Origin of the sequence: Gordonia otitidis NBRC 100426, assembly GCF_000248075.1 — a bacterium.
Taxonomy (GTDB): domain Bacteria; phylum Actinomycetota; class Actinomycetes; order Mycobacteriales; family Mycobacteriaceae; genus Gordonia; species Gordonia otitidis.
Window position 1 is genome coordinate 1 of sequence record NZ_BAFB01000048.1, and the last position, 12262, is coordinate 12262.

General features: G+C 67.7%; 13 protein-coding genes and 1 riboswitch. Of the genes, 11 read left to right on the forward strand and 2 right to left on the reverse strand.

The window, feature by feature from the left end:
• The 4 genes from GOOTI_RS04710 to GOOTI_RS04725 all read left to right on the forward strand — a co-directional run.
• Positions 1-290, forward strand: a 290-nt coding sequence (locus GOOTI_RS04710; RefSeq protein ID WP_007237432.1) for a methionine adenosyltransferase domain-containing protein, incomplete at its 5' end; no start/stop codon positions are given.
• A 61-nt stretch (positions 291-351) separates the two neighbouring features.
• Positions 352-2283 carry a primosomal protein N' gene (locus tag GOOTI_RS04715; RefSeq protein ID WP_007237433.1) on the forward strand — a complete coding sequence of 644 codons (1932 nt, stop codon included), beginning with the start codon at positions 352-354 and terminating at the stop codon, positions 2281-2283.
• A 39-nt stretch (positions 2284-2322) separates the two neighbouring features.
• The gene (gene fmt, locus GOOTI_RS04720; protein ID WP_039993406.1) at positions 2323-3267 is read left to right on the forward strand and encodes a methionyl-tRNA formyltransferase; all 945 of its coding nucleotides are present in this window, start codon (positions 2323-2325) and stop codon (positions 3265-3267) included.
• Entirely contained in the window at positions 3264-4637 is a 1374-nt protein-coding gene (locus GOOTI_RS04725; protein ID WP_007237435.1) for an RsmB/NOP family class I SAM-dependent RNA methyltransferase, read from the forward strand. Before fmt ends, GOOTI_RS04725 begins: the two co-directional genes overlap by 4 nt.
• A gap of 20 nt (positions 4638-4657) precedes the next feature.
• Here the strand turns inward: GOOTI_RS04725 and GOOTI_RS04730 are convergent, their stop codons facing one another.
• A complete protein-coding gene (locus tag GOOTI_RS04730; RefSeq protein WP_007237436.1) occupies positions 4658-5362 on the reverse strand; it encodes an SDR family oxidoreductase in 705 nt (234 codons plus the stop codon).
• A gap of 92 nt (positions 5363-5454) precedes the next feature.
• Between GOOTI_RS04730 and GOOTI_RS04735 the strand changes: the two genes are divergently transcribed.
• The 5 genes from GOOTI_RS04735 (at position 5455) to ribD (ending at position 9402) form a co-directional block, all read left to right on the forward strand.
• The gene (locus GOOTI_RS04735) at positions 5455-6078 is read left to right on the forward strand and encodes a TetR/AcrR family transcriptional regulator (protein ID WP_051997858.1); all 624 of its coding nucleotides are present in this window, start codon (positions 5455-5457) and stop codon (positions 6076-6078) included.
• A gap of 150 nt (positions 6079-6228) precedes the next feature.
• Positions 6229-7014 (forward strand): type I methionyl aminopeptidase, encoded by a 786-nt coding sequence (gene map / locus GOOTI_RS04740; protein ID WP_007237438.1) that lies wholly within the window; start codon positions 6229-6231, stop codon positions 7012-7014.
• A gap of 71 nt (positions 7015-7085) precedes the next feature.
• Entirely contained in the window at positions 7086-7616 is a 531-nt protein-coding gene (locus tag GOOTI_RS04745; protein ID WP_174299116.1) for a GtrA family protein, read from the forward strand.
• An 81-nt stretch (positions 7617-7697) separates the two neighbouring features.
• Positions 7698-8396, forward strand: a complete 699-nt coding sequence (rpe, locus tag GOOTI_RS04750; protein WP_233425426.1) for a ribulose-phosphate 3-epimerase — start codon at positions 7698-7700, stop codon at positions 8394-8396.
• Positions 8397-8418: 22 nt separating this feature from the next.
• A complete protein-coding gene (gene ribD, locus GOOTI_RS04755; RefSeq protein ID WP_174299117.1) occupies positions 8419-9402 on the forward strand; it encodes a bifunctional diaminohydroxyphosphoribosylaminopyrimidine deaminase/5-amino-6-(5-phosphoribosylamino)uracil reductase RibD in 984 nt (327 codons plus the stop codon).
• Between the two features lie 3 nt (positions 9403-9405).
• On the opposite strand, the gene GOOTI_RS04760 is transcribed toward ribD, so the two are convergent.
• Positions 9406-9669: a lipopolysaccharide assembly protein LapA domain-containing protein gene (locus tag GOOTI_RS04760; protein ID WP_007237442.1), complete on the reverse strand. Its 264-nt coding sequence runs from the start codon at positions 9667-9669 to the stop codon at positions 9406-9408.
• A 146-nt stretch (positions 9670-9815) separates the two neighbouring features.
• Positions 9816-9973: riboswitch (FMN riboswitch) on the forward strand.
• Positions 9974-10067: 94 nt separating this feature from the next.
• On the opposite strand from GOOTI_RS04760, the gene GOOTI_RS04770 reads away from it, so the two are divergent.
• Complete coding sequence (locus GOOTI_RS04770) at positions 10068-10727, forward strand: riboflavin synthase (RefSeq protein ID WP_007237443.1); 660 nt, start codon at positions 10068-10070, stop codon at positions 10725-10727.
• Positions 10728-10732: 5 nt separating this feature from the next.
• Positions 10733-12196 (forward strand): bifunctional 3,4-dihydroxy-2-butanone-4-phosphate synthase/GTP cyclohydrolase II, encoded by a 1464-nt coding sequence (locus GOOTI_RS04775; protein WP_007237444.1) that lies wholly within the window; start codon positions 10733-10735, stop codon positions 12194-12196.
• Positions 12197-12262: the final 66 nt, after the last annotated feature.

The following is a 12262-nucleotide window of genomic DNA, read 5'->3' on the forward strand; positions in this document are numbered from 1 at the left end:
GTCTGGCAAGCCGCATCGAGGTTCAGGTCGCCTACGCCATCGGCAAGGCCGCGCCCGTCGGTCTGTTCGTGGAGACCTTTGGCACGGAGAAGACCGATCCCGAGGTGATCCGCAAGGCCATCGCCGAGACGTTCGACCTGCGTCCGCTCGCCATCATCCGCGACCTCGATCTGCTCCGCCCCATCTACGGTCCGACGGCGGCCTACGGTCACTTCGGCCGTACCGACCTGGATCTGCCCTGGGAGAACACCGACCGGGCCGAGAAGCTGCGCGCAGCAGCGGGTCTCTAAGCACAGCCGCAGTTCCCTGACGGAACGTGCCGCGTCGAAACCGGTCGCGAAGGTCCTGCCCATGCTCGGGTTGGCCCACCTCGACCGGCCTTTCGACTATCTGATCAGCGCCGAGCAGGACGGTGATGCCGTGCCCGGCGTCCGGGTACGCGTGCGTTTCGCCGGACGACTCGTCGACGGTTTCCTGCTCGATCGGGTCGCCGAGTCCGATCACCCGGGCAAGCTGGGCTGGCTCGAACGGGTCGTCTCGCCCGAGGCGGTGCTGTCGCCGGAGATGATGCAGGTGTGCCGGGCGGTGGCGCAGCGGTATGCGGGCACCATGTCGGACGTCGTCCGACTGGCGGTGCCGCCCCGACACGCCCGGACGGAGAAGGAAGAATCCGCGGCGCCCACCTCGGAGATCGTCGAGCCTGATCGCGGTGGCTGGCGGGCCTATGTCACCGCCGACTCCTTCCTGGATTCGCTGGCCGAGGGCGCTCCGCGCGCTTTGTGGCAGGCTACGCCGGGGGAGGATTGGCCGGCGCGTCTCGCCGAGCTCGCGGCGCACGTGGCCTCGGCGGGCCGGGGTGTCGTCATCGTCGTACCGGATCAGCGCGATCTCGACAGGCTGTCGGCTGCATGCGAACCCCTGCTCGGCGATCGGTGCGTCACCCTGGCCGCGGGTCTCGGGCCGACCGCACGATATCGACGCTGGCTCGCCGTACGTCGTGGTGCGGCCGACGTCGTGCTGGGTACCCGTAGCGCGGTTTTCGCGCCGGTCCACGATCTCGGGTTGATCGTCATCTGGGATGACGGCGACGACAGTCTGGACGAGCCGCGCGCCCCGTATCCGCATCCGCGGGAGGTGGCGATCCTGCGTTCGCATATCGAGCGGGGCGGTCTGGTGATCGGCGGGTTTGCACGAACTGCAGAAGCGCAAGTGCTGGTCGAGTCCGGATGGGCGCACGACCTCGTCGCCGAGCGTGCGCTCATCCGTGAGCGCAGCCCGAAGGTCGACGCGATCAGCGACGAGGATGCTCGCGTGGCGCGTGATCCGCTGGCGCGCAGTGCCCGTATCCCCGCCGTGGCATTCGACGTCGCCCGCAAGGCCGTCGCCGCCGATACCCCGGTGCTGTTCAGTGTGCCGAGGCGCGGGTACATCCCCTCACTCGCGTGCGCACGGTGTCGCACGCATGTGAGGTGCCGGGCGTGCCACGGGCCGATGCAGATGAGTGCCGATCAGAAGCTCACCTGCCGGTGGTGCGGGCGTGTCGAACTCAGCTTCCGTTGCGTCGAATGCGGCGGCACCAATGTCCGCGCGCTGACGACGGGGGCGCGGCGCACGGCAGAAGAACTCGGGCGCGCGTTCGCGGGTGTTCCGGTGCTCACCAGCGGTGGGAGCTCGATCGTCGACCACATCGACGACGGCGCGCGCGTCGTGGTGTCGACCCCCGGCGCCGAACCGGTCGCCGAACGCGGCTACGGGGCAGCCGTGGTTCTCGACACATGGGCTCAGCTCGATCGCTTCGATCTGCGGGTCGACGAGAATGCAGTACGACGCTGGATGTCGGTCGGTGCGCTCATCCGTCCGCGTGGCGACGGCGGTGCGATGGTGATCGTTGCCGATGCCGCGTTGACACCGGTGCAGGCCGTCATCCGCTGGGATCCGGTGGGATTTGCGGCGCACGAACTGGCCAACCGGGTCGAGCTCGGCTTCCCGCCCGCGGTCACGATGGCCTCGATCGACGGTGACACGGCATCGGTCAACGCCTTCACCGACCTGATCGAGTTGCCCGAGGGCGCCGACGTCCTGGGGCCGGTTCCGTTACCCGCGGGCGTGCGTCCGCCCGCCGGGGTTCCCGAGGGCGCCGAGCTCGAACGCCTCCTCGTACGCACCGACCGACGACATGGACGGCAGCTGACCGCAGCGCTGACCGAGGCCCAGGTCCGTCGCAACACCCATCACGAGACCGGAGCGGTCCGCGTTCAGGTCGACCCACCTACCATCGGATGAGCGCAGACCATGCGCGTCACGACATCGAAGGAGCAGGACGTGCGGATCGTGTTCGCCGGAACACCCGAGGTGGCGGTGCCGTCACTGCAGCGACTGATCGAGTCGCCCGACCACGAGGTCGTCGGAGTGATCTCGCGCCCCGATGCTGTCGCGGGACGCGGTCGTAAGGTGTCGCGCTCGCCGGTCGCCGAACTGGCCGACGCCAACGGCATCGAGGTCATCACACCGCGCCGGATGGCCGAACCCGACGTCGCCGACACACTCCGTGGGTGGCAACCCGACGTGGGGGCCGTCGTCGCCTACGGCGGTCTGATCCCACCGGACGTCCTCGGGATCCCGACGCACGGTTGGATCAACCTGCACTTCTCCGTACTGCCTGCGTGGCGCGGCGCCGCGCCCGTGCAGGCGGCGATCGCCGCCGGCGACGAGACCACGGGCGCCAGCACGTTCCTGCTGGAGAAGGGCCTCGACACCGGACCGGTGTACGGCGTCCTGACCGAGATGATCAGGCCGGCCGACACGAGCGGTGAACTGCTCGAGCGGCTTGCGCGGGCCGGCTCGGGACTGCTGATGTCGACCGTCGACGGGATCGCTGCGGGGGCGCTGTCACCGGTGCCGCAACCCGCGGACGGTGTCAGTCACGCACCGAAGGTCGAGGTCGACGACGCACGCGTCCGGTGGGATCTTCCTGCGCACCTGGTCGATCGGCGTATCCGGGCGCACACGCCCGCGCCGGGAGCCTGGACGACCCTGGGCGACGCGCGCGTCAAGATCGGACCGGTCGATCTCGTCGAGGGCGACGATCCGGCAGCGCCGACCGAACTCGCGCCGGGACGCGTAGCCGTCACCAAGAAGGCTGTCTTCGTCGGCACCGGTACCGGGCCGGTACGCCTCGGCTGGGTACAGCCGCCGGGGAAGAAGCAGATGCCCGCGACCGACTGGGCGCGCGGTGCCCGTCTCGACGACGAGACGGTGCTGGCATGAGCGACCCGAAACTCAGGAGAAAGCCCGTCGACCCGGTCCGTGAGACGGCACGCGATGTGTTGCGGGCCGTCCGCGAGCGCGACGCATACGCCAACCTCGTGCTGCCGAAACTGCTGCGGGAGCGGAAGATCACCGGGCGCGATGCCGCTCTGGCGACCGAACTGACCTACGGCACCGCCCGGGCGCTCGGCACGCTCGACGCCGTGATCGCTGCCGCGGCGAACCGTCCGGTGTCCGAGATCGACGGGGACGTCCTCGACGTCCTGCGCCTCGGTGCCTACCAACTGCTGCGCACCCGCATCGGTGCCCATGCGGCGGTCTCGACGTCGGTCGACCTGATCCGTAGCGAAAAGGGAATGGGCCCCTCGGGTTTCGTCAATGCCGTGCTGCGCAAGATCTCCCAGCGTGACGAGGACCTGTGGGTCGACCAACTCGCCCCTTCGATGGCGGAGGATCTCGTCGGCAATCTGGCATTCCGCTACGCGCACCCGCGCTGGATCGCGCAGGTGTTCGCCGACGCGCTCGGCGGCTCCGCGGGCGAACTGCAGGCTGCCCTCGCCGCCGACGACGAGCGGCCCCCCGTTCACCTCGTCGCGCGTCCCGGCCTCATCACGGCCGAGGAGTTGGCGCTCACGAGCGGCGGTGAGGTCGGGCGCTATTCGCCGTATGCGGTGTATCTGCCCGGCGGCGATCCCGGCGACATCGAGGCTGTTCGGCAGGGGTACGCCGGCGTGCAGGACGAGGGCAGTCAGCTCGTGGCGCGGGCCGTCACCGCAGCCGACGTCGGGGAGGACGGCGGCCGGTGGCTGGACATGTGCGCCGGTCCCGGCGGCAAGGCCGCGCTCATCGGCGCTATTGCCGACATCGACGGCGCGCACGTCGACGCCGTCGAGGTGAGCGAACACCGCGCAGACCTGATCCGCGGGGTCACGCGCGACATGCCGGTCGACGTGCACGTCGGGGACGCGCGCGATCTCACCGCGGAGACCGGCCTGGCGCCCGGCTACGACAGAATCCTGCTCGACGCACCGTGTTCGGGGCTGGGTTCCCTGCGTCGCCGACCCGAGGCCCGGTGGCGGCGCACACCCGCAGACGTCGATGAACTGGTGGGGCTGCAGCGCGAATTGCTCACGGAGGCTTTGCGTATGGTCCGTCCAGGCGGCGTCGTCGTCTATTCGACGTGCTCGCCGCACCCCGCCGAGACGACAGAACTCGTCGCCGGTGTTCTCGCCGACGTACCCGAGGCCCGTCAGCTCGACGCCCGGCCGCTCGTCGGAACCGAGGAGATCGGCGACGGCCCGCACGTGCAGCTCTGGCCGCACCGGCAGGGCACCGACGCGATGTTCCTGGCCGCGCTGACGAAGGAGTGAGCGCGTCGCTGCGATGCAGTTCAGGCGACGCGGGCCCCACCGTCGGATTCGACGACGGTCCCGGTGATATTCGGGTTGGTGGCAAGTAGCTCGATGACCTGTGCGATGTCGTCTGCGGCCGCGATCCGCCCAGTCGGCAGCCCTACTGCGACCTCGCGGAACATCGCCTCGCGGCCCGCGTCGTCGAGCATGCTCCACCACGGGGTATCGACGTAGCCGGGCGAGACCGCGTTGACGCGCGTGGGCGCCAGCTCCGCAGCGAGCGGAGCCACCAGCCCCTCCACCGCGGCGTTGAGGGCGCCGATGCCCGCTGTCCCCGGCATTCCGGCCCGAGCGGTGATTGCACCGACGAGAGTGATCGATCCCGCGTGGGCCAGATGGGGCAGCATCGCTTTGATCGTCGCGATGGTCGGCCAGAACTTCTCCTCGAAAGCGGTTCGCAGACAGTCGAGTTCGATGTCGGACAATGGGCCGGCACCCTTGTTGCCGCTCACCGTGACGATGAGTCGGTCGACGACACCGATTTCCGCTGCCACGGCAGCGACCTGCCCGACGTCACCGGCGTCGAGCTCGTGGGGGATGAGCGACGGATGACTCGTCGTCGCGGCGGCGAGTGACTTCGCGGTGCGTCCTGCGATGTGGACGACGTCGTCACGCGCGGCGAGCCGGATGGCCGTGGCGAGTCCGATTCCCGAGCTCCCGCCGATGATGAGTGATGTGGGCATGATGTGAATCCCTTCACGAGACGTTGTGGTTCGCAATTGACGCTAGCAGCAATTGCGGACCGTTGCGTCTCGTTATCGGTAGGCTTGCGCTCATGTCCGACGAAGAGAGGGGCCGGCGAGGCCCGAAACGCAGCCAGCAGTCGCGGCTGGCAATCCTGACCGCCGCATTCGAACTCATCCGCGAAGCGGGTTATCGAGGTCTGACGATCGAGGGCATCGCGACGCGTGCGGGAGTCGGCAAGCAGACGGTCTACAGGTGGTGGCCGACCAAGGCTGACGTCCTGCTCGAGGCCGCCGCCACGAAGGCCGATCTCCATGTGTCCACCACCGACCGTGGCGCCTTCCGTGACGATCTGGAGCAGTTCCTGCGGGATTCGTTCCGCCTTCTCCGGGTGCCGGGACTGGCTGAGCTGTTGCGCAGTCTGATGGCCGAGTCGCAGATCAATCCCGAGTTCGCGCAGCGATTCCGGGAAGGGTTCCTGAATCGGCGGCGTGCGGCGCTTGTCGAGATCGTCGAGCGGGCTCAGATGCGTGGTGATGCGCCGGTCGGGACATCGGCCGACCTGGTCGCGGACGTCGTGTTCGGGTTCATCTGGTATCGCGTGATGGCCACAGAACGGTCGCTCGAGGATGCGGACATCGTCGCCCTCCTCCGACTACTCGCACCCACGGGAATTGATCCCGAAGTGGTTGCCGCACTGCCCGACCAGGGGTGAGGACCGTCAGCCGAGACTGGAATCGCGCGAAGGAAACGGTGCCGAAACCCGGACTCGGGATCCGGCCGGCCTCGATCTTCCGAAGGGTCTCCGGTGAGATACTGGGAATACCGGAGGCACGTCGCTGGACGACTTGGACGGGAGGCGCATGTGATCGAACTGAAGACCCCGGGCGAGATCGAGAAGATGGCGGTGACGGGACGGTTCGTCGCCGAGGTCCTCGACGACCTGGCGAGTCGCGCCGAACCCGGGATCAATCTTCTCGATCTCGAACAGCGAGCGCGCGCCATGATCGACGCGCGGGGTGCCGTCTCGTGCTACTGGGATTACGCGCCGTCGTTCGGAAGCGGCCCCTTCCGCAACGTCATCTGTCTCTCGGTCGACGATGCCGTGCTCCACGGGCTGCCGCACGATCGGATTCTCCACAACGGCTCGGTCCTCACACTCGATTTCGCCGTCTCGATCGACGGCTGGGTCGCGGACGCGGCCAAGACGGTCATCGTCGGTGAGTCGGATCCGTCGTTCACCCCGGATCCCGGCGATGTCGCGATGATCGAGTCGACGAGACAGGCACTGCAGGCGGGCATCGACGCGGCGCGACCCGGCGGACGCCTCGGCGACATCTCCGCAGCCATCGGGAAGGTTGCGGCCGCGGCCGGATATCAGGTGAACACCGACTTCGGTGGACACGGCCTCGGGCGCACGATGCACGAGGATCCCCACATCCCCAATGCCGGTAGGCGGAACCGTGGACCGCGACTCCTCGAGGGGATGACATTGGCCATCGAGCCCTGGTGGGGACGTGGATCCGCCGACCTCGTCGTCGACGACGACGGCTGGACATTGCGCATGGCGGATGGTCGACATGCGGCACATTCCGAGCACACGATCGCACTCGTTTCCGACGGCGCGCGGATTCTCAGTGCGGGAGTTTGAGCCGCGACCACGTATATTGCCCATACGTGATCGATACTCGCGACGTCCGGTACGCCGAACACATCCGTAGCATGGGCCAATTCGTCCGTTTCGGCATCGTCGGAGCATGCGGGGTCGTCGTCAACATGATCGTCGCGATCCTGTTGAACAAGGCACACGGGGGCACCGCCAGGGCCAACGACGTGCTCTGGCACGTCAGCGGTACCGACTTCAACATCCGATTCACCGTGATCGTCTGGGTCGTCGGATTCCTGGTGGCCAATTGCGTCAATTTCCAGCTCAACCGCACGTGGACGTTCAAAAGCGCAAAGCATGCGAGCTGGTGGTCGGAGTTCTGGCCGTTTCTGGCCGTCGGAAGTGTTGCCGCGATCGTCGGCATGTTCCTCAAGGTGGGCTTCACCAATCCGACTTCACCGATTTATCTGTCGGCGTCGTTCTTCCACGAGGGGGCGGGACTGCACTCCCGTGAGTACTGGGCCCAGATCATCACGATCGTGATCACCATGCCCATCAACTTCGCCGTCAACAAGCTGTGGACGTTCCGCGCGGTTCGCTCGCCTATGACGACACCTGTCGAGCCGACGGAGCCGGTGGAGCGCTGACGCGCCTGTCGACGGTGGGCACAGCCGCAGCCGTCGCACGCGCTGCACGGCGGAACCGGCAGTACGGCTAGATTGACTGCCATGACTGACGCCAACACCCCGATGATCGCGCCGTCGATTCTCTCCGCCGACTTCGCCAATCTCGCCGCGGAATCGGCTGCCGTCGCGCATCCCGGCCCCACGCGTGCGGACTGGTTGCACGTCGACGTGATGGATGCGCATTTCGTGCCCAACCTGACCCTCGGACTTCCCGTGGTCGAGAGCCTGCTCAAGGCCACCGACATCCCGATCGACTGCCATCTCATGATCGACGACCCCAAGCGCTGGGCGCCCCCGTACGCCGAAGCCGGGGCCTACAACGTGACATTCCATGCCGAGGCAACCGACGACCCTGTCGACGTCGCACGCGACATCCGTGCGGCGGGCGGCAAAGCGGGCCTGGCCATCAAGCCGAAGACACCTCTCGAGCCCTACCTGGAGATCCTGCGTGACATCGACACCCTCCTGGTGATGAGCGTCGAACCCGGATTCGGCGGTCAGAAGTTCATCGCCGAGGTGCTCGAGAAGGTCAGGATCGTACGTACGATCGTCGATTCCTCCGATCTGCGACTTCTCGTCGAGATCGACGGCGGGATCAACGCCGACACCATCGAACAGGCCGCCGAGTCCGGTGTCGACTGCTTTGTCGCCGGCTCGGCGGTCTACGGTGCCGACGACCCGGGCAAGGCGGTCGCAGCGCTCCGTGAGCAGGCTGCGACGGCCCGGGCTCGTGGTCACTGACTCCGAGGTACTCGACGCCGCCATGCGGCTCGCCGTCGAGGAATCGGCGAGCGCGCTCGGTGTCAGTTCGCCCAATCCACCGGTCGGTGCGGTCATCGTGTCGCGCGACGGCGACGTCGCCGCCGCCGGCCACACACAACCACCTGGTGGGCCACATGCCGAGGTCGTCGCATTGCGCGCGGCAGGACCTGCGGCGCGCGGCGCGACGGCGGTCGTCACACTCGAACCGTGCAACCACACTGGGCGGACCGGTCCCTGCTCCGAAGCACTGATCGACGCGGGAATCGCACGCGTCGTGTTCGCCGTCACCGATCCGAACGCTGTTGCCAGCGGCGGAGCGCAACGTCTCCGCGACGCGGGCGTCGACGTCGAGGCAGGACGGATGGCCACCGAGGTCGCCAACGGACCGCTGCGCCAGTGGCTGTTCCGGCAGCGGCACGGCAGACCGTTCGTGACCGCGAAGATCGCGTCGACCGTCGACGGTCGCATCGCCGCGCCCGACGGCACCAGTCGATGGATCACCGGGACGGCGTCGCGTGAACGTGCACACCGCCAGCGAGCGCAGGTCGACGGGATTGTTGTGGGTACGGGGACGGTGATCGCCGATGACCCGTCATTGACGGCGCGGTTGCCCGACGGAACCCTCGCGTCACATCAGCCGGTCCGGATCGCGATGGGACTGCGTGAGATCTCGGAGTCGGCACGCATCCGCGACGACGCCGCGCCGTTCCTCGCCGTCCCGAGTCACGATCCCGCAGATGTGCTCGCAGCAGTTCCCGACGCCACGTGGGTGGTTGTCGAGGGTGGTCCGGCCGTCATCGGCGCGTTCACGGACGCGGACCTCATCGATGAGGTGGAGGTGTATATCGCGCCGATGGTGCTGGGAGCGGGGGCATCGTCGGTCGATCGTCCGATGGTCACCACGCTCGCCGATGCGCGCCGATTCGCCACCGCCTCCGTCGAGAAACTCGGGGACGACGTCCTCATCCGCATGGCGCGTGCGTGAGCGCTACTTCCGCTTCAGCCGGTTTCTGCCGATGAACCAGCCGGCGACGACACCGGCAACCGCAACAATGGTGAGGATCAGCCACAGCGACGCACCGACGTGGAATGCGAGGAAGTTGATTCGCACATGTTGGGTGTTCTGGGCGATGAAGATGATCCCGACGACGATCAACACGATCGGCACCCAGTTGCGGGCAGCAAGTGCGAGCGCCTTCTGTCCGGTCGACGGTGTCGAGTTGCCGGTGGTACTGCTGGTGCCTGCGGACATGATGCTGCCTTTCCTGGAACCCGAGACGGGTGCTGCACGGGTGAAACGCCCGCTGATCGGAATTATCGCCCGGTAAGGGCTCGTTGGTGTGTGAACCGCGAGTGGTGAGTGTCGCGTCGTGTGACCAGCGTGCTAGCGTCGAAAGCACACGTTCTCGGGGCGGGGTGCGAGTCCCCACCGGCGGTGAGTGGTCGCGATCAGGTCGCGTCGACAAGCCCGCGAGCGCCCGACCGTCCGGTCGGGGACAGCAGATCCGGTGTGATTCCGGAGCCGACGGTCATAGTCCGGATGCGAGAGAACACGACGACACGGGTGTGTCGTCCTGTCCGCCCCAGAGGGTCGCCCACCAGGGTCACCCACGGCGGGTACCCGGCACCGGGTGAGGACAGGAGCACACATTGTTCACCGGCATCGTCGAAGAGCTCGGCACGGTCGTCGCGCGCGACGACCTCTCGGACTCGGCGCGATTCACCATTTCCGGCCCCCTGGTCACCTCTGATGCCTCGCACGGCGATTCGATCGCCGTCAACGGTGTCTGCCTGACCGTCGTCGAATTGTCCGCTGACGGCGAGTTCACCGTCGACGTCATGGCCGAGTCCCTCAACCGCAGTTCGCTCGACGTCCTCGCCGCGGGCAGCCGGGTCAACCTCGAACGGGCCATGGCTGCGGACGGACGGTTCGGCGGCCACATCGTGCAGGGCCACGTCGACGGCACCGGGACCGTGGTCTCGGTGAGTCCCTCGGAACACTGGACCGTGGTTCGCATCGCGATCGGTGACAAACTCTCCCGCTATCTCGTGGAGAAGGGGTCGATCACGGTCGACGGTGCGTCGCTCACGGTCTCGGCGATCGGCACCGACGACACCGGCGGGGCATGGTTCGAAATTTCGCTGATCCCCACCACGTTGAACGAAACGAATCTGGGTGCGGCGCAGTCGGGCGCCGTGGTCAACCTCGAAGTCGACGTCATCGCCAAGTACGTCGAGCGTCTCTTGTCGACGGGCACCTCGGGTGCTGCCGCCGACACGGCGGACGCGAAGGCAGCAGGAGTGAAGTGAGTCAGATGAGCGACAAGAACAACATCGAGGCGTCGTCGATCCCGACGACCATCGGGTCGAACGGCACGGCTGTCACGAACACGATCGCCGCAGCAGAATCGGATGCAGCGGAGTCGCGCACCCCGGTCGACTTCGACACCGTCGAGCGTGCCATCGCCGACATCGCGGCGGGCAAGGCGGTGGTCGTCGTCGACGACGAGGACCGCGAGAACGAGGGCGACCTCATCTTCGCCGCGGAGAAGGCGACCCCCGAATTGGTGGCGTTCATGGTGCGCTACACCTCGGGATACCTCTGCGTCCCGCTCGACGGCGACACCTGCGACCGCCTGGGACTGCCCCCGATGTACTCGGTGAACCAGGACAAGCACGGCACCGCCTACACGGTCACCGTCGATGCCCGCGAGGGCATCGGCACCGGCATCAGCGCATCCGACCGCGCCACCACGATGCGAAAGCTCTCCGATCCGGCGAGCACGGCGAACGACTTCACCCGCCCGGGCCACGTCGTGCCGCTGCGCGCCAAGGACGGGGGAGTGCTGCGTCGCCCCGGACATACCGAGGCCGCCGTCGACCTCGCGCGACTGGCAGGTTTCACCCCCGCGGGAGTGATCTGCGAAATCGTGTCGCAGAAGGACGAGGGCTCCATGGCGCAGACGCCGGAGCTGCGGGTCTTCGCCGACGAACACGACCTCGCACTGATCTCCATCGCCGACCTCATCGCATGGCGCCGCCGTCATGAGAAGCACGTCGTGCGTGTCGCGGACGCCCGTATCCCGACCCGCCACGGCGAATTCCGCGCGGTCGGCTACACCAGCATCCACGACGACGTCGAGCACGTCGCTCTGGTGATGGGCGACATCGCCGGTGCCGATGGCACCGGCAGCGACGTGTTGGTGCGCGTGCACTCCGAGTGTCTGACCGGCGACGTGTTCGGCTCGCTTCGCTGCGATTGCGGCCCGCAGCTCGACGCCGCGATGGAGATGGTCGCGGCCGAGGGACGCGGGGTGGTGCTCTACATGCGCGGCCACGAGGGCCGCGGCATCGGCCTGATGCACAAGCTGCAGGCGTACCAGTTGCAGGACGCAGGCTCCGACACCGTCGACGCCAACCTGCAACTCGGGCTCCCGGCCGACTCCCGCGACTACGGACTCGGCGCGCAGATCCTCGCCGACCTCGGCGTCACCTCGATGCGGCTGCTCACCAACAACCCCGCGAAGCGCGTGGGACTCGACGGCTACGGCCTGCAGATCGTCGAGCGCGTGCCGATGCCGGTACGCGCGAACAAGGAGAATCTGCGGTACCTGCGGACCAAGCGTGATCGTATGGGCCACGACATCATCGGCCTCGACGAGCCGCTGGCCGACGGAACCATGCTCACCAACGGCAGCATGCTCTCCGACGACGCCGCGCTGTCCGAGGACGCCGCGCTGGGCGAGGGCGCCGTGGTGCGCGAGGGAGGCCAGGCATGAGCGGCGCCGGCGAACCCGTACTCGAACTCGACGATGCGGGCGCGATCAGCCTCGCGATCGTCAGCT